General features: G+C 69.7%; 22 protein-coding genes. 15 read left to right on the top strand and 7 right to left on the bottom strand.

The window, feature by feature from the left end; translation table 11 throughout:
• The first annotated feature begins 1 nt into the window (after window position 1).
• From O0235_RS14315 to O0235_RS14300, 4 genes are all read left to right on the top strand, one after another.
• Entirely contained in the window at window positions 2–1,639 is a 1,638-nt protein-coding gene (locus O0235_RS14315; RefSeq protein ID WP_270056450.1) for an alpha-amylase family glycosyl hydrolase, read from the top strand.
• A 31-nt stretch (window positions 1,640–1,670) separates the two neighbouring features.
• Window positions 1,671–2,228 carry a hydrolase gene (locus tag O0235_RS14310; RefSeq protein ID WP_270056449.1) on the top strand — a complete coding sequence of 186 codons (558 nt, stop codon included), beginning with the start codon at window positions 1,671–1,673 and terminating at the stop codon, window positions 2,226–2,228.
• A gap of 188 nt (window positions 2,229–2,416) precedes the next feature.
• Window positions 2,417–4,861 carry a leucine--tRNA ligase gene (gene leuS / locus O0235_RS14305; RefSeq protein WP_270056448.1) on the top strand — a complete coding sequence of 815 codons (2,445 nt, stop codon included), beginning with the start codon at window positions 2,417–2,419 and terminating at the stop codon, window positions 4,859–4,861.
• 138 nt (window positions 4,862–4,999) lie between these two features.
• Window positions 5,000–5,659 (top strand): bactofilin family protein, encoded by a 660-nt coding sequence (locus tag O0235_RS14300; protein ID WP_270056447.1) that lies wholly within the window; start codon window positions 5,000–5,002, stop codon window positions 5,657–5,659.
• Between the two features lie 120 nt (window positions 5,660–5,779).
• Here the strand turns inward: O0235_RS14300 and O0235_RS14295 are convergent, their stop codons facing one another.
• The 6 genes from O0235_RS14295 to O0235_RS14270 all read right to left on the bottom strand — a co-directional run bounded on the left by O0235_RS14295 (window position 5,780) and on the right by O0235_RS14270 (window position 10,682).
• The gene (locus O0235_RS14295; protein ID WP_270056446.1) at window positions 5,780–6,034 is read right to left on the bottom strand and encodes a hypothetical protein; all 255 of its coding nucleotides are present in this window, start codon (window positions 6,032–6,034) and stop codon (window positions 5,780–5,782) included.
• 112 nt (window positions 6,035–6,146) lie between these two features.
• On the bottom strand, window positions 6,147–6,683 hold the full coding sequence (locus O0235_RS14290) for a hypothetical protein (RefSeq protein ID WP_270056445.1): 537 nt from the start codon (window positions 6,681–6,683) through the stop codon (window positions 6,147–6,149).
• Window positions 6,684–6,685: 2 nt separating this feature from the next.
• Window positions 6,686–7,168 (bottom strand): pantetheine-phosphate adenylyltransferase, encoded by a 483-nt coding sequence (gene coaD / locus O0235_RS14285; RefSeq protein WP_270056444.1) that lies wholly within the window; start codon window positions 7,166–7,168, stop codon window positions 6,686–6,688.
• Complete coding sequence (gene rsmD, locus O0235_RS14280) at window positions 7,165–7,725, bottom strand: 16S rRNA (guanine(966)-N(2))-methyltransferase RsmD (protein ID WP_270056443.1); 561 nt, start codon at window positions 7,723–7,725, stop codon at window positions 7,165–7,167. Before rsmD ends, coaD begins: the two co-directional genes overlap by 4 nt.
• Complete coding sequence (locus O0235_RS14275; protein WP_270056442.1) at window positions 7,725–9,428, bottom strand: glycosyl hydrolase family 18 protein; 1,704 nt, start codon at window positions 9,426–9,428, stop codon at window positions 7,725–7,727. Before O0235_RS14275 ends, rsmD begins: the two co-directional genes overlap by 1 nt.
• A gap of 33 nt (window positions 9,429–9,461) precedes the next feature.
• A complete protein-coding gene (locus O0235_RS14270) occupies window positions 9,462–10,682 on the bottom strand; it encodes a S1C family serine protease (RefSeq protein ID WP_270056441.1) in 1,221 nt (406 codons plus the stop codon).
• A 118-nt stretch (window positions 10,683–10,800) separates the two neighbouring features.
• Between O0235_RS14270 and greA the strand changes: the two genes are divergently transcribed.
• From greA to sucC, 7 genes are all read left to right on the top strand, one after another.
• Window positions 10,801–11,268 (top strand): transcription elongation factor GreA, encoded by a 468-nt coding sequence (gene greA / locus O0235_RS14265; protein ID WP_270056440.1) that lies wholly within the window; start codon window positions 10,801–10,803, stop codon window positions 11,266–11,268.
• Between the two features lie 80 nt (window positions 11,269–11,348).
• Window positions 11,349–12,818, top strand: coding sequence for a lysine--tRNA ligase (lysS, locus tag O0235_RS14260; protein WP_270056439.1), 1,470 nt, complete (start codon window positions 11,349–11,351; stop codon window positions 12,816–12,818).
• Between the two features lie 10 nt (window positions 12,819–12,828).
• Window positions 12,829–13,344 (top strand): NUDIX hydrolase, encoded by a 516-nt coding sequence (locus tag O0235_RS14255; protein WP_270056438.1) that lies wholly within the window; start codon window positions 12,829–12,831, stop codon window positions 13,342–13,344.
• Window positions 13,338–14,624, top strand: coding sequence for a serine--tRNA ligase (gene serS, locus O0235_RS14250; RefSeq protein WP_270056437.1), 1,287 nt, complete (start codon window positions 13,338–13,340; stop codon window positions 14,622–14,624). Before O0235_RS14255 ends, serS begins: the two co-directional genes overlap by 7 nt.
• Before the next feature lie 140 nt (window positions 14,625–14,764).
• Window positions 14,765–15,319 carry a hypothetical protein gene (locus O0235_RS14245; RefSeq protein WP_270056436.1) on the top strand — a complete coding sequence of 185 codons (555 nt, stop codon included), beginning with the start codon at window positions 14,765–14,767 and terminating at the stop codon, window positions 15,317–15,319.
• Between the two features lie 74 nt (window positions 15,320–15,393).
• Complete coding sequence (locus tag O0235_RS14240) at window positions 15,394–16,098, top strand: PP2C family protein-serine/threonine phosphatase (protein WP_270056435.1); 705 nt, start codon at window positions 15,394–15,396, stop codon at window positions 16,096–16,098.
• Between the two features lie 47 nt (window positions 16,099–16,145).
• On the top strand, window positions 16,146–17,405 hold the full coding sequence (gene sucC, locus O0235_RS14235; RefSeq protein ID WP_270056434.1) for an ADP-forming succinate--CoA ligase subunit beta: 1,260 nt from the start codon (window positions 16,146–16,148) through the stop codon (window positions 17,403–17,405).
• A 93-nt stretch (window positions 17,406–17,498) separates the two neighbouring features.
• On the opposite strand, the gene O0235_RS14230 is transcribed toward sucC, so the two are convergent.
• The gene (locus O0235_RS14230) at window positions 17,499–18,116 is read right to left on the bottom strand and encodes an ATP-dependent Clp protease proteolytic subunit (protein ID WP_506005461.1); all 618 of its coding nucleotides are present in this window, start codon (window positions 18,114–18,116) and stop codon (window positions 17,499–17,501) included.
• Between the two features lie 194 nt (window positions 18,117–18,310).
• Here O0235_RS14230 and typA point away from each other — a divergent pair, with 194 nt between their 5' ends.
• The 4 genes from typA (at window position 18,311) to O0235_RS14210 (ending at window position 22,714) form a co-directional block, all read left to right on the top strand.
• On the top strand, window positions 18,311–20,164 hold the full coding sequence (gene typA, locus O0235_RS14225; protein WP_270056433.1) for a translational GTPase TypA: 1,854 nt from the start codon (window positions 18,311–18,313) through the stop codon (window positions 20,162–20,164).
• Window positions 20,165–20,206: 42 nt separating this feature from the next.
• Window positions 20,207–21,274: an alanine racemase gene (locus O0235_RS14220; RefSeq protein ID WP_270056432.1), complete on the top strand. Its 1,068-nt coding sequence runs from the start codon at window positions 20,207–20,209 to the stop codon at window positions 21,272–21,274.
• A 65-nt stretch (window positions 21,275–21,339) separates the two neighbouring features.
• Window positions 21,340–21,489 (top strand): hypothetical protein, encoded by a 150-nt coding sequence (locus O0235_RS14215; RefSeq protein ID WP_270056431.1) that lies wholly within the window; start codon window positions 21,340–21,342, stop codon window positions 21,487–21,489.
• Window positions 21,490–21,547: 58 nt separating this feature from the next.
• Window positions 21,548–22,714: an acyl-CoA dehydrogenase family protein gene (locus O0235_RS14210; protein ID WP_270056430.1), complete on the top strand. Its 1,167-nt coding sequence runs from the start codon at window positions 21,548–21,550 to the stop codon at window positions 22,712–22,714.
• The last annotated feature ends 6 nt before the right edge of the window (window positions 22,715–22,720 follow it).

The raw sequence follows: 22,720 nt of genomic DNA, 5'->3' as shown, positions 1-22,720 counted from the left end.
CATGGCCGCGCCGCCCCCGGGCGACTGGTGGCGCGAGGCCGTCTGCTACCAGGTCTACCCCCGGAGCTTCCAGGACTCCAACGGCGACGGCATCGGCGACCTCGAAGGCATCATCCGCCGGCTCGACTACCTGAACGACGGCACCCCCCGCTCCCTCGGCGTCGATGCCATCTGGCTCTCCCCCACCTTCCCGTCGCCGATGGCCGACTTCGGCTACGACGTCAGCGACTACTGCGGTGTCCACCCCGACTTCGGCACGCTCGAAACGATGGACCGGCTCATCGCCGAGTGCCACCGGCGCGGCATCCGCGTCCTGCTCGACTGGGTGCCGAACCACACGAGCGACCGCCACCCGTGGTTCCTCGCGTCTCGCTCCTCCCGCTCGAACCCGAAGCGCGACTGGTACATCTGGCGCGACCCGAAACCGGACGGCTCGCCGCCGAACAACTGGCGGTCTGTGTTCGGAGGGCCGGCATGGACGTTCGATGAGGCGACCGGCCAGTACTACCTTCACTCCTTCCTGAAGGAGCAGCCTGACCTCAACTGGCGGAACCCCGAGGTCGAAGCGGCGATGCTCGATACCCTGCGCTTCTGGTTCGAGCGCGGCATCGACGGCTTCCGCATCGACGTCATCGGCCGCATCCTGAAACATCCGGACCTGCCGGACAACCCGCCGAACCCGGACTGGCGCCCCGGCGACCGCGAACGCTTCAGCCAGCTCTGGGTCCACAACCACAACTACCCCGACGTGTTCGCGGCGGTCCAGCGCATCCGGCGGGTCTTCGACGAATACCCCGGCCGCGTCGCCGTCGGCGAAGTGTTCGGCACGCCGGAGGAGATTGCGCGGTTCTACGGCACGCAGGAGGCGCCGGGACTCCACCTCGCCTTCAACTTCCACTTCATCCACGAACAGGGGCACGTCATCACCCCGTGGGAGGCGCCCGTCCTTCGCCGCATCATCGCGAATGCCGAGGCCACCGTTCCGCCGTTCAGCCAGCCATGCTTCGCGCTCAACAACCACGACCGCTCCCGCTTCGTAACCAGACATAATCACGACGGACGCGGCCGCGACCGGGCGCGCGCCGCCGCGCTCCTCCTCCTCGGCCTCCGGAACACCCCGTTCATCTACTACGGCGAGGAAATCGGCATGGCCGATGTCGATATCCCGCCCGAGCGCCAGCAGGACCCGGCGCGATTCCACTCCATCGGCCGCGACCCGGAGCGGACGCCGATGCAGTGGGATGCGACGCCGGGCCGCGGATTCACCACCGGCGAGCCGTGGCTTCCCTTCGGCCCGCTGTCGCCGAACGTCGCCGAGCAGGACGGCGACCCGGATTCCCTGCTCTCGCTCTACCGGCGCGCCATCTGGCTGCGGAAGGAGCTCCCCGCGCTCCGGCATGGTTCCCTCGCCGACCTCGCGGGCGACGGCCGCGTCGTCACGTGGGCGCGGCGCACCCCTGACGACCCTGCGGTGGCCGTGGCGATCAACACGTCGACCGATGCCGCCGCAGCCGTTCTCCCGTTCGAGGCAGGGCGCGTCGCGCTCTGCACCGACCGCTCCCGCGAGGGCGCGCAGGTCAGCGGCGGGGCGGTCGAACTCCCGCCCCTCGGCGCCGCCTGGGTGGTCGCCGGCCTCTGACCCGCACCCGGGGCTCTGGTATCCTCGCCCCATGACCGAACCGCGCCGCCGCATCCTCATCCCCGGCGACCGGGCGCAGGCCGCGCCGCCGAACGCCGGCGATTCGGCTCCGCCCGCCGAGGGCTGCGATTGCCCGCAGCTCGATCCAGCCGACTGGGACGGCGTCGAAAGCGACTGGTCCGACATCACTTTCCTGCGCGCCTCCGTGAAGGCGCTCGCCGGCGTCCCTGTCGGGTTCGACGCCGCCCGTGCCGCGCTTTTCGCCCGCGCGGGCGCCCTCGGGCTTCAGGTGCCGGACGATGCCATGCTCCTCATCGGCGAAGGGAAGTTCAGCCGGCCGCTGCTGCTCGAAGTCGAGGGCGACGCCCCGGCCTCCAAGGAGGTCGTTCGCCCCGGCGGCCTCGCGTTCAGCCGGCTCATCGAAGCCCCGTGGGGCGAGCTCGCGAAGGCAGCGCGGCGTCTTCGCGACGAGGCCGGCGAGCGGTACGGCCGCCCGCCGGCGGCGATCTACGCGTGGTATCTCACCTGCCGCAGCTGCTCGCGCGAGCGGAACTTCGAAACGCTCCTCGTCGCCCACTATCCCGCCTGACGATGTGAAGCGCTCCCGGCGCGCCGCCGCCGGCCGCGATGACGCTGCCGACGGCCCGCCGGTATCATGAGCGGCACCATGCGCACCCCGACGGCACGGGCGATCCTTCTTCGGCCCCGCGGCGCCTRGCCGGCGGGGCCTTCCCAAATCCTCCCGCAGCCGATACCGAGCTACCCCTGGAGCAGATCATGCCCGATCGCTACGACCCCGCCGTGATCGAAGCCAAATGGCGCGAGCGCTGGCTCGCCGACCGCCTCTACCACGCACCGGACGACGACCCGCGCCCCAAGTGGTACGCCCTCACCATGTTCCCCTACCCCTCGGGCGACCTCCACACCGGCCACTGGTACGCCATGGCGCCCAGCGATGCCGCCGCCCGCTACCGCCGCATGCAGGGCTACAACGTCCTCTTCCCGATGGGCTTCGATGCCTTCGGCCTCCCGGCCGAAAACGCCGCCATCAAGCGCGGCATCGACCCCAAGGCCTGGACCTACGCCAACATCGACCGCATGCGCGGCCAGCTCCGCATGATGGGCGCTTCCTTCGACTGGGACCGCGAGGTCATCACCAGCGACCCCGAGTACTACAAATGGACCCAGTGGTGGTTCCTCAAGTTCTACGAAAAAGGCCTCGCCTACCGGGCTGAAGCCGCCGCCAACTGGTGCCCCGGCTGCCGAACCGTCCTCGCCAACGAACAGGTCATCGATGGCCGCTGCGAACGATCCGACGACATCGTCGAACGCCGCTTCCTGACCCAGTGGTTCTTTCGCATCACCGCCTACGCCGAAGAGCTGCTCCGCTTCGACGGCATCGACTGGCCGGAGCGCATCAAAGTCATGCAAACGAACTGGATCGGCCGCTCCGAAGGCGCGACGCTCCAGTTCCGCGTCGACGTGCCGGGTGTCGATGAGCCGCTCCGCGTTTTCACCACCCGCCCCGATACGGTCTACGGTGCCACCTTCATGGTGCTCGCCCCTGAACATCCGCTGGTCGAACGCATCACCACGCCGGAATGCCGCGAGGCTGTCGACGCTTACCGCGTGCAGGCAAGCCGGCAGACGGAAATCGAGCGCCTCTCGGCCGAACGCGAGAAGACGGGCGTGTTCACCGGCGCGTACGCCATCAACCCGTTCAACGGGAACCGCGTCCCCATCTGGATTGCCGACTACGTGCTGGTGACCTACGGCACCGGCGCGATCATGGCCGTCCCTGCGCACGACCAGCGCGACTTCGAGTTCGCGCAGAAGTACGGCCTGCCGGTCATTCCCGTCTTCGACCACCCGGAAATCGACGTCACGAAGCCGCTCACCGCTGCCTTCACGCGCGGGACGCGGATGATCAACTCCGGCCCGTTCGACGGCACGCCGGCCGAAGAAGCCATCCAGCGCGTGACCGCCTACGCTGCCGAGCGCGGGTTCGGCGAAGCAACCGTCACCTACCGGCTGCGCGACTGGCTCATCTCCCGGCAGCGCTACTGGGGCGCGCCGATCCCGATGATCCACTGCCCGGAACACGGCATCGTCCCCGTCCCCGAAAAGGACTTGCCCGTCCTGCTGCCCGAAAACGTGAAGTTCGACCCCACCGGCCAGTCGCCGCTCACGCAGGTCGAGGAGTGGGTGAACGTCCCCTGTCCCATCGACGGCAAACCTGCGCGCCGCGAGACGGACACGATGGACACGTTCATGTGCTCCAGCTGGTACCAGATGCGGTACATCGACCCGCACAACGACGAGGCGCCGTTCCGCCGCGAGCTGGCGCGCAAGTGGCTCCCCGTCGACCAGTACACCGGCGGCGCCGAGCACGCCGTGATGCACCTGCTCTACACGCGGTTCTTCTGGAAGGCGGCCCGCGACCTCGGGCTCGTCGAAGGCGACGAACCGATGCTCCGGCTCTTCAACCAGGGCGTCATCCTCGGCCCCGATGGGAACCGGATGTCGAAGAGCCGCGGCAACGTCGTCGCCCCCGATGAGCAGGTCGCCCAGTGGGGCGCCGACTGCTTCCGCTGCCAGCTGATGTTCGTCGGCCCGTGGGACCAGGGCGGCCCGTACAACCCCACCGGCATGGCCGGCATCTCCCGGTGGCTCCACCGCCTCTGGTCGCTCGTCGTCGACCCCGTCCAGCTCACTGATGCGCCGGATTCCCCGGCGGCGCGCGACCTGCGCCGGGTGACCCACAAGACGATCCTCGCCGCCACGCAGGACATCGAGCACTTCCGCTTCAACACCATGATCTCGCGCCTCATGGAGCACTCGTCTGCGCTCCAGCGCGCCCGCGAGGCCGGCCCCGTCGACCGCGCGGCCTGGGAAGAGGGCATCCGCACGGCGCTCCTTCTCACCGCCCCGCTTGCGCCGCACATCACCGAGGAGCTCTGGGAGCGCATCGGCGGGCCGTACTCGATCCACCAGCAGCGCTGGCCGGAAGCCGACCCCGAGCTCGCCCGCGACGAGGAGGTCGAAATCGCCGTCCAGGTCAACGGCAAGCTCCGCGACCGGGTCACGGTGCCGGCCGACGCCGATGAGGCGCTGGTTCTCGACCGCGTCCGGGGGCTGGAGCGGGTCGCCGCCGCCCTTGGCGACCGCGCGCCGCGGAAGGTGATCTACGTCCCCGGCAAACTGGTCAACCTCGTGGTCTGACGCCGTTTCGCGCTTTGCCCAGGTTCGAAAATCACCCGGAATTTACGTTTCCGGGTGGACGTTCGGTTGCCGGGGCAGTACGGTTGGCCGGAGGAGGCTGTGCGCACCCCGCAAACGCGCGCCGCCCCAGGAGGGCCCATGCAAATCAAGAAAAACCCCCGCGACGCCGGCTACCCGGAGAGCATCGCAAGGTACGACCGGGAGCGCCCGGCCGCGGAGCATGACCCCTACGCCGAATCCGCGCCGGAGGCCGCCTACGGCCGCGGCATCGCCCCCCGCGCCGGCGCCGCGCCGTCTCGCCCGGACGAGCCGCGCGCCGAGGCCCCGGTCCGCAGTGAGAGCGTCATCGACCGGCATTCGTCCTTCGACGGCCGATTCGAGACGGAGCAGGATCTCCGCATCGAAGGCGCGATTAGCGGCGAAGTCGTTTGCCGCGGAACCCTGACGCTCGAAAAAGACGCCTCCGCCCGGGCGCGCGTCCAGGCGCGCGAAGCGCTGGTCAAAGGCCGCCTTGAGGGCGACATCGTCTGCTCCGGCCGCCTCACGATCGCGGCCACAGCCGTCGTCACCGGCACCATCCGCGCCCCGATTCTCGTGGTGGAAGAAGGTGCTTCCATTTCCGGGAACGTCGATACGACCCAGAAGGCTGCGGACATCGTCACGCGGCCTGCGGCGAGGTCGGCCGAGCCCGCGCCCGCCGACGCACCGCAGCCCGCTCCGCGCCCGGCCCGCCGCGAGGCGCCATCGTTCGCGCTCGTCTCGAGCGACGCAGAACCGGTGACTGCAGAACGGCGCTGAGCGCTCACTCAGGCTGAACCGCGCACACAACCGAAGGGGGTTCGTCCAGCCGGACGAACCCCCTTACGTTTTCCCTGTCTGAGCGCGACTCCGCCCGCGCATCGGCGCGAAAGGCGCCAGTCAGGCGACAGTGAAATAAACGACCCCGTCCACGACCCACGTATTTGCGTGTTTCCCGAGCCGGCGCGCCGCTCTGCTGATGCGCATCGCGATCGCCCGCGGCGTTTCCCCGCGCGCGGGAACCAGCTTTCCCGCTTTCCCCTGCGGAACCTGCTCGACGTACTTCTCGTACTCGCGCATGCGGGCAGCAAGGCGTCCAGTTTGCCGCGCCGGCCGCGGAGCTTCCGAATCCTTGATGACCGAAAACTCAGCCATGTCGATATGCCTCCATGCGGTGCTCCRGGATTCCCCGGTAATGTTACTTAGCGCGTACTATATCCCGGCATCGGCAAAGCGGGAAATCTCGTGATGAAGCCGCTCGATTCGTTCAGTTTTGCTCGCGGTCGAGCTGCTCGAGATTTTCGCGCACCGAACCCRGGAGCTGCGTGAGGAGCCGGTCGAGCCGGAGGAGCACCTCCCGTGTGTAGCGGTTCAGGTTGTCCAGCTCCTGCCGCGTCGCTTCGGCCGCTTCGCTCAGGTGGGCGGCCGCGGTCGCGTCGGCTTCCGCCACGATCTGCCGCGCCCGCGCCTCAGCGTCCATGAGCAGCTGCTGCGCGCGCTCTTCAGCGGCCCGGGTGATGGCGTGCTCCTCGATGAGCCGCGCCCGCTCCTGCTCGGCCCGCTCCATGGTGCGCCGCGCGCTCAGGTGCGCGTCGTCGATGATCTGAGCTCGCGCTTCGAGGATCTGCTGCGCCTGCCGCAGGTCCGCCGGGATCGCGAGCCGCAGCTGGTCGATCAGGTCCAGCAGCCGCCTGCGGTCGACGACGAGGTTGCCGCCCACGGGGAGCCGCCGGGACTCGATGACGAGCTGTTCGAGCCCGTCGATCAGCTCGAGGAACTCCAGCTGCGCCCCCTCCGGGCTCACGGTTACTCCTGTCCGAGCTTCCGCCGCAGCGCGGTCCGCACGTGCGGCGGAACCAAATCTGCGACATCGTAGCCCAGGCGGGAAACCTCCCGGATGCGGCTCGCGCTGATGTAGAGGAACTCCTGGTTCGCCATCAGGAACACCGATTCGAGGTGCGGCGCCATCTTCCGGTTCATCATCGCCATGTCGAACTCGACTTCGAAGTCGCTCACTGCGCGGATGCCGCGCACGATGGCCACCGCCCCTTTCCGCTTGGCGAATTCGACGGTCATCTCGTCGAACCCTTCGACCTCGACAGTCGGAAGGTTTTCGACCGCCTGTTTCACCATCGCGATCCGCTCTTCCCAGGTGAACATCGTCGCCTTGTCGCGGCCCTTCACGACGGCCACGATGACGCGGTCGAACAGGTGCGTCATCCGCACGATCAGGTCGAGATGCCCGTTCGTCACCGGGTCGAACCCGCCCGGGTAGACTGCGATCCTCATTCGCCCTCCAGGTGGCTGTACAGCGCGACGGCGGTGTCGCCGTAGGTGCGTCGCTCGAGGAGCTGGAGCCCTCGGGGCCGCACCGGCGGATTGTACCGGCTTCCATGCTCGAAGACGACGCGCCCGCCCGGGGCCAGCAGGGGCGCCAGCCCGGCCAGCACTTCCTCCTTCGCAGGGTCGTCGTACGGCGGGTCCATGAAGATAAGGTCGAACGGCCCCTCGAGCCGCGCGAGCGCGGCCGGGATCCGCCCGCGCAGCACCGTCGCGCGCTCGCCCAGCCCCGTCCGCGCGAGGCTCTGGAGAATCGCCTCGGTGCACGCCGCTTCGCCTTCGACGAACGTGGCGTGCGCAGCGCCGCGGCTCAGCGCTTCGATCCCGAGCGCGCCCGTCCCGGCGTACAGGTCGAGCACGCGCGCATCCTCGACAGCGTTCCCGAGGATATTGAAGATCGCCTCGCGGACCAGCCCCGAGGTCGGCCGCAGGCGCACCCCTCGCGGCTCGACCAGCGGCACCCCGCGGGCAACCCCGCCCGCCACGCGCACCCCTCGCCCGGCCATCAGGGCCTCGCCGTCGGTGACGGTGTGGCGCCCGCGGCGGGCCGCGCCCGGACCACCACGTCGACCGAGTTTTCGAACAGCGCGACGCCGTCGCTCAGCGTGAGCGTCACCTTGTAGGTGCCGGGCTCCGAAGGCGTGAACCACCGCGCCGAGCCGCGGCCGGTGTCGTCGATCGTCCCGCTGCTCACTGCCCAGCGGGGCTTCAGGTCATCAGCGTTCGGCTGCTGGAGCGTCGGCAGCCCGCTCGTGACGAACGGGATGATCGCTGGCCAGATATCGCCCAGCAGCACGTTCTCCGAAGCGTCCTCGATCGCCACGCCTCCCAGCTTGAACGACGGAATCAGTTCGAGTTTGAACCCGATGCTGAAGACGTTCTCCAGGTAGATCGTCCGGCTGCCGCCGCCCTGCGGCTGCTTGTAGCTGAACGCGACCGTCGCCGTTTCGGGATACCAGCGCAGCCCGGTCAGTCCTTCGTCGCGGTCGATGTTCGTTCCCGCCACGTCGACCTGCGTGCTGGTGGTGATCGCGTCCGCCTGCGCGCGCACCGAAATGCGGGTGGCGATGTTCATCGCATCGACCAGGGTCATGCGATTGATGGTCTCGCCCCCCGTCTCCGTCGCATACGGTGAGACGGTCAGCACCAGCTTCGATGGCGGCACCCGCTCCGCGAGGTAACGCAGCACTTCCGGCATCACGAGCCGGTACGTCGCCTGGTCGCGGTACGGCGCGATTTTCACGAGGTCCGCCTGTGCGGCGATCGCCTCGAAGTCGTACGCCCCCTCGTCGATGCGGTTCTGCGTCTTGATGGGCGACGGCAGCGTGACCGTCAGTTTCTTCCCCTGCCCGTGCAGCGCCCCCGCCAGCTCGCCGATGAACAGCGTGAACGACGTCCGCTGCGTGGCCGGCAGGTCGAGGTAGGCGATGTCGACGCCGTTCACCCCGGCCTCGTTCACCTTCGCCACGATTTGCTGGACGTGGTTCGTGCGGGAGCGGGCATCGGCCAGCAGCGTTTCGACGACGGCGACCTGACCTGCCACCGACGCATTCGCCGCGATGACGGGGTACACCTCGTAGGTGGCCGTCCGGGCGACCGTCCGGCTCAGCTCGCCGGCTACGCTGCCGTCGGCCGCGGGCGCGAAGTCGATCGGGTGCACGATGGTGACGTGCGGCGCGGCCTGCGGGTGGAGATTCGCGTTGTGCGGCAGGTAGGCGACCACCTCGCCGGCGGGCGTGTTCCGCCGCAGCACGGCGATGACCGGCGGGGCATCCTTGAACGTGCCCGTGACGACCGTGCCCTGCGCATCCGGGACTGCCGGCGCCACCGGCTCCCAGCGCTGCGCGCCCTCGTCGTACCGGAAGAAGCTGAGCATCCGCCCGTCGGCAGCGGGCTTCAGGAGCGCCGCCTGCACCTGGAGGTCGAACCCGGGCTGGACGGCGGTTGCTTTCGGGTTCAGCTCGAAGATGCGCGAGGCGAACTCGTAGCCCTCCGGCGCGGCGATGTCCCGGTCCGAGGGGCAGTAGACGTCGGCGCAGCTCTCGCTGCCGCAGATGCGCCCGAACGTGAACCAGCCGAGCAGCGCGATGCCGACGAGGATCGCCCCGAGCCCGAGGATGCGGCCGAGCGGCCGCTGGCTGCCCCTTCCCCCGAGCGGCTGGCCCGCACCGCCGGCACCCCACGGCAGGCGCCCGCCTCCCCGCATCATCGGCGAAGCCACTCCCCGCGGGCGTTGGAAAACCTATGACCGTTTCGCAAGGCGAACCTCGGCCTCGATTATCCGGCCATTCCGATTGAGGACAACTTTGACCGTTTCGCCCGGCTGGTGTCCCGCCAGCGCGTTCAGGAGCGGCGTCCGGGCGTCGATGACGTCATCGCCCACCTGGACGATGACATCCCCTGCCCTGATGCCCGCCTGCGCGGCCGCTCCGCCCTGCACGATCGTCAGCACCACCGCCCCGGAGCTGACGGCCAGCGCCGGCAGCCGCGCGGCGACCTCCTCGTTCAGGTCGATGTGCTCCAGTTCGAGCGACGGCCGCGGAATGGGTCCGCGCGCCGCGATGATCCGGTTCGCGATATCGAGCGCCCGGTTCGCTGGAATCGCAAACGCGACGCCCTCGACCGGCTGGCCGGCTCCCGATTGCCGCAGGATGGTCGTCGGGATGCCGACCAGCTGGCCGGCGAGGTTGACCAGCGCCCCGCCGCTGTTGCCGCTGTTCACCGCCGCGTCCGTCTGGATGATGTCGTCATGCCGGACGCCGTCGAGCAGCCGCGACCGGTTCAGCCCGCTGATCACGCCCACCGTAACCGACCCGTACAGCTCGCCGAGCGGGTTGCCGATAGCGATGACCGTCTCGCCGGGCCGCAGCGCGTCGGAATCAGCCGTCTCCATCACCGTGAGCCCGACCGGCGCGACCTGCAGGACGGCGATGTCGTTGAACGGATGGTCGTGGCCGATGAGCACCGCCGGCCGCTCCGACCCGTCGGCGAACACGACCTTCAGCTGGTCGGTGCCCAAAACGACGTGCGCGTTCGTCAGGATGTACCCCTCTGCGCTGATGACGACGCCGCTGCCGACATCGAACGTCCGGCGCGTCGCGCTCTCCACCCGGACCACGGCCGGGCGCGCCTTCTGGACGGCATCTGTCACTGCCGAGGTGATGTCTACCTCGACCACGGACGGCGCGGAGCCGCCCGGCTGGGCACCGCCATCGCCGTCATCCCCGAGCTGGAGCACGAGCAGCCCGCCGGCGATGCCGCCTCCCAGCGCCGCGGCGACCACCGCGAGCGCTAGCGCGAGCCAGCCGGGCCCGCGCCTCGTGGACGGCGGCGCCGGGGCAGCAGGAGCGCCTGCGGCGCCCTCGGCGGCTGGCGTCTCCGCGCGGCCCGCCAGCCCCTCATCGCCCGCTGGCGGCCGCCAGACGCGCCCACCCGGTCCCGGCTCCCCGGATTCACTCGTCATCCGTCTCCCCATCGCGGCGATTGCCGCGCCTTCTCCGCCGTCGGTATACTTTCGGCGGAACTGAGGCAACGCGCGGCCTCAGTTCATTTGTTGTCGCGCGGCATCCGTAGGGTACGACATGATGGAAAAGCCCGTTCCGCTCACCCGTGAAGGAAAAGCAAAGCTCGAGCAGGAGCTCGAGCAGCTGCGCATTCGGCGGCGCGAAGTGGCGGAAATGATCCACAACGCCCAGGAGCAGGGCACCAGCCAGGCCGACGCCGAATACGACGACGCCAAGCTCGAACAGGGCCGCGTCGAAGGCCGCATCCTGGAAATCGAGGACATCCTCCGCCGCGCCAAGATCATCGACGAGGAAGCTGCCCACAGCGCCGGCCGCGTCATGGTCGGCTCCACCGTCGAAGTCGACCAGGACGGGACGGTTCGCACCTACCGCATCGTCGGCGGCCCCGAGGCCGACCCCCTCAACGGCAAGATCTCCAACGACTCGCCAGTTGGAACCGCCCTGCTCGGCAAAGCCGTCGGCGACGTCGTCTCCGTCAACGTCCCGAAAGGCGTCATCAAGCTCAAAGTCCTCAAGATCGACTGAGCCGCACCCCGCGCGCACAATCGAAAGCGCAGCTTGTGACGGGCCGCCCCCGGCGGCCCGTTTCCGTGGAGGAGCCGCTCGTGGATGAACTCGTCGCGCAGCGCATCGCGAAGCTCGAAGAGCTGCGCCGGCTCGGCATCGACCCCTATCCGCCCCGCTGGGACCGCACCCACACCTCCCGCGAGGTCGTCGCCATCGTCGAAGCGCTCCCGCCCGGCGTCAGCGAAGCCGAAGGCGTCGAGGTCCGCGTCGCTGGCCGCGTCATGGCCCGCCGCGATATGGGGAAGGCCACCTTCATCGACATCCTCGACGGCGCCGGCCGGCTGCAGGTGCTCCTCCGCGCCAACGCCACCGCGGGCTACGACCTGCTCCGGCTGGTCGACCTCGGCGACTTCGTCGGCTTTACCGGCATCCCGATCCGCACCCGCACCGGCCAGCCGACCGTCGCCGCCAGCTCCTGGACGATGCTCGCCAAGGCGCTCCACGCGCCGCCCGAGAAGTACCACGGCCTCGCCGACCCCGACCTCCGCCAGCGCCGCCGCTACCTCGACCTCATGGCGAACGAGGAAACGCGGCGCGTCTTCGAAATCCGCAGCAAGACCGTCGCCGCAATCCGTCGCTTCCTCGACGACCGCGGCTTCATGGAGGTCGAAACCCCCATTCTGCAGGTGACCGAAGGCGGCGCCGCCGCCCGCCCGTTCGTCACCCATTTCAACGCCCTCGATGAGCCCCGCGTCCTGCGCATCAGCCTCGAACTCTTCCTCAAACGCCTCCTCGTCGGCGGCTTCGAGCGCGTCTACGAAATCGGCCGCAACTTCCGCAACGAAGGGATGAGCTTCAAGCACAATCCCGAGTTCACGATGCTCGAGTCCTACCAGGCCTACGCCGACTACAACGACGTCGCCGCCATGACCGAGGAGATGATCAGCACCGTCGCGCAGCAGGTGCTCGGCACGACCACCATCACCTTCCGCGGCCAGGAGATCGACCTCGCGCCGCCGTGGCGCCGCATGACGTTCTTCGAAGCGCTGAAAGCGTTCGGCGGCCCCGACCTCGACGTCTTCACCGACGCGGACAGCCTCCGCGCCGAGCTGCGCCGCCGCGGCCTCCCCGTCACGGACCAGATGGGCTACGGCAAGCTCGCCGACGAAGCGATGTCCCACTACGTCGAGCCGAACCTCATCCAGCCCACCTTCCTCCTCGACTACCCCGTCGAGCTCTCGCCGCTCGCCAAGCGGAAGCCCGGGAATCCCCGCCTCGTCGAGCGGTTCGAATGCTTCATCGCCGGCTTCGAGTGCGGCAACGCCTACACCGAGCTGAACGACCCGCTCGACCAGCGGCAGCGCTTCGAGCAGCAGCTCGCCCTCAAGGCCGCCGGCGACGATGAGGTGGAGCTGGTCGATGAGGACTTCCTCTTCGCGCTCGAACACGGGATGCCGCCCACCGGGGGCTTCGGCATGGGCATCGACCGCCTCGTCATGCTGCTGACCGGCCAGTCCTCCATCCGCGAGGTCATCCTCTTCCCGCCGGTCCGCTCCATCGAGGACTGACGGGAACGGTATGGCCGACCCGGTCGAGCGCCACCACACGGCCACCGCCTACATCGTCGCGGGCGGGCGCACCCTCCTGCTCTGGCACCGCGGGCTGCGGATGTGGCTCCCCCCCGGCGGCCACCTCGAACCGAAGGAGGATCCCGTCCRGGGCGCCCTCCGCGAAGCCCGCGAAGAAGCGGGCCTCGACGTCGAGGTCATCCCGCCGCACGGCCTGATCCAGGTCGAACGCCCGCTCGTCCTGCCGCCCCCCGCGGTCATCCTGATCGAGGACATCGTCCGGCCCGACCAGCCGTTCCACCAGCACATCGACCACGTCTACTTCACCCGCGCCCGCGGGGAGGTCGATTTCGCCGCGCCGATTCCCCACGGCCTCCACCGCTGGGTCGCCTACGACGAGATCGCCGCTTCGGTTGCGCTCCCGGCACCCGATGGTACGCTCGTGCACGTCGCCGAGGACGTCCGCCTCCTCGGCCTCCGCGCCATCGAGGCAGCTGCGGCCCGGGGGAGCTCGACCGGATGCTGAGTATCCAGTTCATTCGCGAAAACGCCGAGCGCGTTCGCCGCGACATGCTCCTGCGGAACGCCGACGTCAACATCGACCGCATCCTCCAGCTCGACGAGCAGCGCCGCCAGCTCCTCCAGCAGGTCGAGTCGCTCCGTGCGAAGCGCAACGCCGCCAGCAAAGCCATCGGCGCGGCGAAGGACCCCGCCGAGCGCGAGGTCCGCATCGCCGAGATGCGGCTCGTCGGCGATGAAATCCAGCGCCTCGAAACGAAGCTCCGCGCCGTCGAAGACGAGCTCCAGCAGCGGCTGTACGAAGTCCCGAACATCGTCGACGAGGCCGTCCCCCGCGGCCCTGACGAGACCTCCAACGTCGTCGTGGAGACCATCGGCGAGCCCCGCGCCTTCGATTTCGTGCCCCGGCCGCACTGGGAGCTCGGGACCATCGTCGACGGGCTCGATATCGAACGCGGCGCGCGGATGTCCGGGTCGCGCTTCTACGTTCTCAAGGGGCCGCTCGCCCGGCTGCAGCGCGCCCTCATCCAGTTCATGCTCGACGAGCACACGGCTGCCGGCTTCACCGAGGCGTATGTGCCCTACATGCTCTCCGAGGCCTCCCTGCTCGCCTCCGGCCAGCTGCCGAAGTTCCGCGACAACCTCTACCGCGACGCCGAGGAGGACTTCTACTTCATCCCCACGGCCGAGGTTGCCCTCGTCAACTACCACCGTGACGAAATCATCCCCCCCGGCCAGCTTCCCCAGCGGTTCGTCGCGCACACCCCCTGCTTCCGCCGCGAAAAGATGAGCGCCGGCCGCGACGTGCGCGGCATCAAGCGCGGCCACCAGTTCGAAAAGGTCGAAATGTTCGTCTACTGCGAACCCGAGCAGAGCGCTGCCGAGCTGGACCTGCTGGTCAGCCGGGCGAAGCACATCGCCGCCGCGCTCGAGCTGCCGCACCGCGTGGTCGCGCTCTGCAGCGGCGACCTCGGGTTCAACGCCTCGCGCACGTTCGACCTCGAGGTATGGGCTCCCGGCCAGGGCGAATGGCTGGAGGTCAGTTCGGCCTCGAACTGTCTCGACTTCCAGGCCCGCCGCGCCAACATCCGCTACCGCCCGGCGCCGGAAGCCGCGCCGCGGCACCCGCACATGCTCAATGCCTCCGGCCTTGCCCTGCCGCGCACGGTCATCGCGGTGATGGAGAACTACCAGCAGCCCGACGGCAGCATCGCTGTGCCGCGGGTGCTCCAGCCCTACCTGCGCACCGACCGCATCTCCGCGGTCCACCCCGCGCCCGCCGGTTGACCCGGCCTTTACCTGCCAGCACGTTTCACACGCAGATTACACAGCGCTGCAACGAAACCATCCCCCGGAACATACCCGGCCGGCATACTCGTTGGAGTGCACGACACCAGCGACCGGATGGAGGGAGCAGCATGCATCCGTTGAAGACATTCGCCGGCGCGGCGGTCGCCGCCGCGCTCCTCGCGGGCAGCGCGCTCGCAGCCGATACCGCATTCGCCCAGTCGCCGCCCGAGCCGCCGTCCCGGTTCGCCGGCAGCGTCACCATCGACGGTCAGCCGGCCCCGGCGGGCACGCCGATCGAGGCACGCGTCGGCAGCACCAGCTGCGGTGTCACCACCGTGTTCCTGCAGGGGGGCCAGGCGCGCTACGTCATCGACGTCGCCAGCGCGGCCACGCAGGCGGGCTGCGGCACCCCGGGCGCGCAGGTCACCTTCGTGGTCGGCGGACAGGCCGCGCCGCAAACCGGCTCGTGGCGGAATTACGAGCTGGCCCAGCTCGACCTCGCGCTGGTGACGGCGACCCCGACGGCGACCACAACCCCGCCGCCCGCCGCGACGCCGACTCCCCGCCCGCCCGTCGCCGGCACCTCCCGGGCCCACACCGACGCGCCGAGCGCGTGGTGGATCGTGGCCATGGCCGGCCTCGCCTCGCTCGGCTTCGCCGGCATGGGTTGGGCCGCTTCGCGGCGGCAGTAACGCCGTCCTCGCGGCCGGGCGGTCCGCCCGCTGCCCCGGGCAGCATCACGCCCGGGGCAGTATCGTAATCGGGCATGAGCGAGGTCGCCGGGGGAACGTGGCGGGGCTGGCGCTGGGCCGCTTCCACCGACATCGGAAGACGCCGGGCCGAGAACCAGGACGCCTGGCTGGTCCGGGAGAGCCCGGCGGGCCTCTTGCTCGCCGTCGCCGACGGGATGGGCGGCCACCCGAACGGTGCCTGGGCCGCGCGCTACGCCGTCGACGAACTCGCCTCCGCCGTCGGCGCGCAGGCATCTCCGCTCGACCTCGCTGCGGCTGTCGCTGCGCTGAGCAGCCGCCTCCGGGACGCAGCCGCCCGCCTCGGCACCCCCGGGGCCGGGACGACGCTGACCGCGGCGCTCCTCGCCGACGGCGTGCTCCGCTGGGTCAGTGCGGGCGACTCCCGCCTGTACGCCCTCGAGGCCGGCGCGCTCCGCCAGGTCACCCGCGACCACAACCTCGCCGCCGAGCCGGGCGGTCATCCTGGCCTGGCGAACATCCTCACCCGCTGCCTCGGCATGGCCGGCGCGCTCGAACCGGATGCCGGTGAGCTGGCCGCCCCGGAGGGGCTGCTCCTCGCGACCGACGGCCTCTACCATCTCGTCGCGGCTGAGACGCTGGCTGACGCCCTGCGCTCACCGGACCTCGAGAGCGCCGCGTCGGTCCTCGTCAACCTCGCGAACGACGCTGGCGGTCCCGACAACATCACCGTCCTCCTCGCCCGCCGCGCTACCGGCTAGCGCCCCGAGGCGGTACGCTTCCTCCGCAATCCCTACCGGAGCACCCCATGAAACTTCATGAGTACCAGGCGCGCGACCTGCTCGCGAAACACGGCGTGCCGGTCACCGCGGGCCGCGTCGCCGCGACCCCGGCCGAAGCGCGCAAGATTGCCGAAGAGCTCGGCGGCAAGGTCGTCGTGAAGGCGCAAATCCATGCCGGCGGCCGCGGCAAGGGCCGCCTCGTCGCGCAGTCCGATACCGCCGACATGTACCAGAAGCTCATCAGCGACCCGGAGAACTACTCCGGCAAGGTGCGCGGCGACCGCGTCGGCGGGGTCCGCCTCGCCGACACTGCGGAGGAGGCGGAGCAGGCCGCCGCAGCCATCCTCGGCAAGCACCTGGTCTCCATCCAGACCGGCCCCGAGGGCAAGCTCGTGAAGAACGTCCTCGTCGCCGAGCAGACCGACATCGCGAAGGAGTACTACCTCGCCGCCATCATCGACGGCATGCAGGGCTGCCCGCTCATCATGGCATCCGCTGAGGGCGGGCAGGAGATCGAAGTCGTCGCACACAACAATCCCGAGGCGATCGTCCGCATGGCCGTCCCCGCGGCCGCCGGCTACTCGCCGTACATCGGCCGCACGCTGGCAGCCCGGCTCGGATTCACCGGCGACCAGGCGGACCAGTTCGGCAAGGTCGTCGAAGGCCTTTACCGGACCCTGATGGCGACCGATGCCAGCCTCGTCGAAATCAATCCCCTCGCGCTGACCGCCGACGGCCGCGTCGTCGCCGTCGATGCCAAGCTGAACATCGACGACAACGCCCTCTTCCGCCAGAAGGAGCTCGCCGCCCTGCGCGACCTCGATGAGGAGGACCCGCTCGAGGTGAAGGCGCAGCAGCTCGGCGTGGCCAACTTCATCAAGCTCGACGGCAACATCGGCTGCATCGTCAACGGGGCCGGTCTCGCCATGGCGACGATGGACACCATCAAGCTCGCCGGCGGCGAACCCGCGAACTTCCTCGACATCGGCACCGTCAACGACCCTCAGCGCGTCGTCAACGCCATGAAGGTCATCCTCGAGGACCCCGCCGTGAAAGCCATCCTCGTCAACATCTTCGGCGGCATGGCGCGCGTCGACATCATCGCCCAGGGCGTCATCGAGGCGCACCGCCAGATGAAGATCGACGTCCCGGTGGTCATGCGGCTCGTCGGGACGAACCTCGCCGAGGGCGAGCAGCTCATCAAGGAGTCCGGCCTGCCGCTCATCCGCGCCAACGGCCTGTTCGAAGCCGCGAAGAAGGCCGTCGAGGCCGCCGGGGCCGCCTGACACGCGCCAGTTCGACGGAAACGAGACGTGCCCCCGGTCACCCGGGGGCACGTCATTTCGAACAGGTTCGGCCGGGCTGACGCGCCCGGGGCGCTAGTTCGCGGCCACCTTGCCGTTCGGGCTCCCCTCGCCCTTGGGCGGCCGGTCGAGGATCTCGTCGATGAGCCCATACTCCTTCGCCGCGGGCGGGTCCAGCCAAAAGTCGCGGTCCGTGTCGTGCTCGATCTTCTCCATCGGCTGCCCCGTCCGCTCCTGGATGACCGTGCGGAGCACCCGCTGGAGCCGGAGCGTCTCCCGCGCCTGGATTTCGATGTCCCGCGCCTGCCCCTGGGCGCCCCCGAGCACCTGGTGCAGGTGGATCGTGCTGTGCGGGAGGGCGTACCGCTTCCCCTTCGTGCCCGAGCAGAGGATGACCGTGCCCATGCTCGCCGCCAGTCCCATGCACAGCGTGGAGACGTTCGGCCGGATCAGGTTCATCGTGTCATAGATCGCCAGCCCGGCCGTCACGCTCCCGCCGGGGCAGTTGATGTACATCATGATGTCCTTCTCGTCGTCCTCTCGCGCGAGGTAGAGGAGCTGGGCGACGACGAGGTTCGCCACCATGGCGTCGATCGGCGTCCCGAGGAAGACGATCCGCTCCTTCAGCAGGAGCGAGTAGATGTCATAGGCCCGTTCGCGCCGGCCGTCGCTCTCGATCACGAACGGCATGATGTCCTCGGGCCGGACGAGGTCGGCATCCGGCCGCTTCCCCGCCACGAGTTCCTGGATCAGGTCGTAACTGCTGCTCATCGCGACCCTCCGGTCATGCTGCCTCCAGTGTGCGGCCCCCGCTGCGGTTTCGCAAAGTGGAGCCGCCCTGGCCGCTGCGGCTTCACCGGACACCAGCGCTCCCGCACACTGGAATCATGCCCGAGCGCCGCGCCGATATCCGCAACGTCGCCATCATCGCCCACGTCGACCACGGGAAGACGACCATCGTCGACGCGCTGCTCAAGCAATCCCGCATCTTCCGGGAGAACGAGCAGGTCGGCGAGCTGATCCTCGATTCGAACCCGCTCGAGCGCGAGAAGGGCATCACCATCATGGCGAAGAACGCCGCTATCGAGCACGCCGGCGTCCGCATCAACATCATCGACACGCCCGGCCACGCCGACTTCGGCGGCGAAGTCGAGCGCGTGCTCAACATGGCCGACGGCTGCCTGCTCGTGGTCGATGCCGCCGAAGGGCCGATGCCCCAGACCCGCTTCGTCCTCCGCAAAGCGCTCGAGCTCGGCCTCCACCCGGTGGTCGTCATCAACAAGATCGACCGCCCGAACGCGCGGCCTGCGGAGGTGCTCGAACTCACCTCCGACCTGTTCCTCGAACTCGCGACCCACGACTACCAGCTCGAATTCCCGGTCATCTACGCGAGCGCGCGGGACGGCTACGCCGGCACGACCCCCGACATCCGGTCAGGCGACATGAGCCCGCTGTTTCGGGCCATCCTCGACCACATCCCGGCGCCGGAATGCGACGCCTCCGCCCCCTTCCGGATGCTCGTGACGAGCCTCCTGTACGACAGCTACCGCGGCCGCATCGCCGTCGGCCGCATCAGGGACGGCGCTGTCCGGCCGGGCATGCCCATCCAGCGCTTCGCCCACGACGGCGCGGTTTCAGCCTTCCGCGTCGGCCAGGTCTTCGGTTTCCGCGGCCTCGACCGGGTCGAGCTCGAATCCGCCGAGGCGGGCGACATCGTCGCCATCACCGGCGTGCCGGACGTCCTCATCGGCGAAACCCTCGCCGCGCCCGAGGTGACGGAGCCCCTGCCCGCCATTGCGCTCGAGCCGCCGGCCGTGAAGATGACCTTCCGCGTGAACGATTCGCCGTTCGCCGGGCGCGATGGCCAGTTCGTCACCAGCCGCCAGCTGCGCGAACGTCTCTTCCGCGAGGTGGAGACGAACATCGCGCTCCGCGTCGAGGAAGGCGACTCCCCGGACCAGTTCATCGTCAGCGGCCGGGGCGAACTCCACCTGGCCATCCTCGTCGAGACGATGCGCCGCGAAGGGTACGAGTTCGCCGTCACGCGGCCGGAAGTCATCCTCCGCGATGGGCCGGCGGGCCGCGAGGAGCCCTTCGAACGCCTCTACATCGAAGCCCCGGAGTCGGCCACCGGCTTCCTCATCGAGGCGCTTTCCGGCCGCAAGGCCCAGATGGTCGGCATGCACTCGGGCGAAGACGGCCGCGTGAGGTTCGAGTTCGACATCCCGACGCGCGGTCTCATCGGCTTCCGCGACGCGTTCGTCACCGGCACAGCGGGCGAAGGCATCATGAACACCGAATATCTCGGCTACCGGCCGTGGGCCGGCGACATCAGCCGGCACCGGTCCGGCGCGCTCGTCGCCAGCGAAACCGGGACGGCCCTCGCCTACGGCATCGCCGCCGCCCAGGAGCGCGGCATCCTCTTCATCAGCCCCGGCGACGAGGTGTACGTCGGCATGGTCGTCGGCCTCCACAGCCGCGACAACGACCTCGACGTCAACGTCTGCCGGGCGAAGCACCTGACGAACATCCGCAGCTCGACCTCAGACATCGCCGTGAAGCTGGTTCCGCCGCAGCCGCCGAGCCTCGAACAGGCGCTCACCCTCATCGCCCCGGACGAGATGGTCGAGGTCACGCCGAAGGCTATCCGCATCCGCAAGGCCGAGCTCAACCCGGCCCTGCGGGCGAAGGAAGCCCGCAAGGCAAAGTACGCCGCCCTCGAGGCAGGCCGCAGCGGCTGACGGGGCTGGCGGCCGCGCCCCCCGCGCCGTACAGTCCCCGCCATGCACCTCGACGAGATCGACACCCCGGCCCTCCTGCTCGACCTCGATGCCGTGGAGGACAACATCGCCAGCATGCAGAGCATGCTCGCCGGCAGCCATGTCCGCCTTCGGCCGCACTTCAAGACCCCGAAGTGCCCGCAAATCGCCCGGATGCAGCTGGCGGCCGGCGCCATCGGCATCACCGTCGCCAAGCTCGGCGAAGCCGAGGTGCTCGCCGACGCCGGGCTCGGACCAATCCTCATGGCCAACCAGGTCGTTGGCGCGCCCAAGCTCGCGCGCCTCACCGCGCTCCTGCAGCGCGGCGTCGATATCACCGTCGCCGTCGAATCGGAGTTCAACGTCCGCGAGCTCGGCCGCGCGGCCCGCGACGCCGGCGTGCGGGCCGCGGCCGTGATCGAGGTCGACGCCGGCATGCACCGCTGCGGCACTGCCGACCCGGCCGAGACGGTCCGCCTCGCCCACCTCCTCATCGAAGAGGGCATCGACTACCGTGGCATCATGGGCTACGAGGGCCACATGTACGGCCAGCCCGAAGCCGGGCCCCGCGAGACGCTCATCCGCCAGGCCCTGGACACCGTCCGGGCCCACGCGGAGGCGCTCGCCGAAGCGGGACTCGCGCCCGCCATCGTCTCGACCTCAGGCACCGCAAGCGTCCCAATCGCCGCCGCAATGCCGTTCGTCACCGAGCTCCAGGCCGGCACCTACGTCTTCAACGACCTCCATGACGAGCCGTTCATCCCCGGCCGATTTCGCTTCGCGCTGACGCTCCTGACGACCATCACGTCGGTCAAGGGGCGGTACGCCGTCGCCGATTGCGGCATGAAGTCGCTCACGAACGAGTTCGGCCCGCCCGTCTCGCCCGATGGAAGGCTGCGCGCAGCGCGGCTGAGCGAGGAGCATGCCATCATCGTCGGCGACGGCGTTGCCGCGCTCGCGCCGGGCGACCGGGTCGAACTCATCCCGAGCCACGGCGACACGACGCTCAACCTCCACGACGTCTACTACGTGCGCCGCGGAGGAGAAATCATCGACACGTGGCCGATCCTCGCGGCGCGCCGCTTCCGCTGAGCCGGGTACAATCGCGCCACGAAGTCGGCGCCGGCATCGTCCGGCAACGCTGAAGGGGGAGAACGATGCGGAAGTGCCCGTGGTGCGGCCGTGAAAATCTGAACGTCTACGCCTACTGCCAGGGATGCGGCCGGGGATTCGCCGGCCCTGCGGAAGAGCGGAGCGAAAAGAAGCGCCGCCTCCCCTGGCCGTTCGGGTCGAAGAAAGCCGCCTGACATCTTGCGAAGCGCCCCGGCGGCGCCTACGCTTCGCGGCCTGCAGGAGGTTGCTGCCATGCCGGCCGCCACGTCATCGCTCATCGATGCGGCGCGGGAGATTGCGCCGCTCGCCCGCCGCCACGCCGACGATTCGGAGCGGGATCGGAGGCTTGCCCCGCCGGTCGTTGCCGCACTGCGCGATGCCGGCCTTTTCCGCATGCTGGTGCCCCGCGAACTCGGCGGCGCCGAAGCGACCGTCGCCGACCTCGTCGCGGCGATCGAAACGGTCGCCGCTGGCGACGGCGCGGCTGGCTGGTGTCTGATGATCGCGGCGACCACCGGCATCACCGCTGCCCTCCTCCCACCGGACGGCGCCCGGGAGATCCACGGCGACCCCGGCGCGATCACCGGCGGCATGCTCATGCCGCGCGGCGCCGCGCGCCGGGTCGAAGGCGGCTACCGGGTGACGGGCCGCTGGGCGTACGGCAGCGGGTCGCCCCACTGCACCTGGCTCCTCGGCGGCGTCACGGTCGTCGACGAAACCGGCGCCCCCGAGACGCTGCCCGGCGGCCACCCTCACCTCCGCATGGCGTTTTTCCGCGCTGGCGACTACGTCATCCACGACACGTGGCACGTTTCGGGGCTCCGCGGCACCGGCAGCCACGATTACGAAGTCGCGGACCTGTTCGTGCCGGAGCGCCACACCGTCGGCATCGGCGGCGTTCAGCCCTGGGCCGGCGGCCCGCTCTACCGCTTCCCGATGTACGGCCTGCTGGCGCTCGGCGTTGCCGCCGTGGGTCTCGGCATCGCGCGCGCAGCCATCGATGAGCTCGTCAGCCTGGCGGGGGCGAAAACCCCCACCGGCAGCCGCCGCGTTCTCGCCGAGCGCGCCGCGGCCCAGGCCGGCATTGCCGAGGCAGAAGCCCTCCTCCAGAGCAGCCGGGCCTTCCTCTCCGATGCCATCGGCAGCGCGTGGGCGGCAGCGGAGCGCGGTGAAGCGCTATCCCTCGGCGACCGGGCCGGGCTCCGGCTCGCAGCGACCCACGCTGCGAAAAGCTGCACCCGCGCCGTCGATATCTGCTACGACCTCGGCGGCGGCACGAGCATCTACGAAACGAGCCCCCTGCAGCGCCACTTCCGCGATATCCACACCCTGACCCAGCACGTCATGGTCGGCCAGCCGACCTACGAGGTCGTTGGCCGCATCATGCTCGGCCTGCCGACCGACACCTTCATGCTCTGACCCGGG

The sequence above is a fragment of the Tepidiforma flava genome (assembly GCF_027594505.1).
GTDB lineage: Bacteria > Chloroflexota > Dehalococcoidia > Tepidiformales > Tepidiformaceae > Tepidiforma > Tepidiforma flava.
Note: the sequence above shows the minus strand (reverse complement) of the source record. Positions and strands in the feature narration are given on the sequence as shown.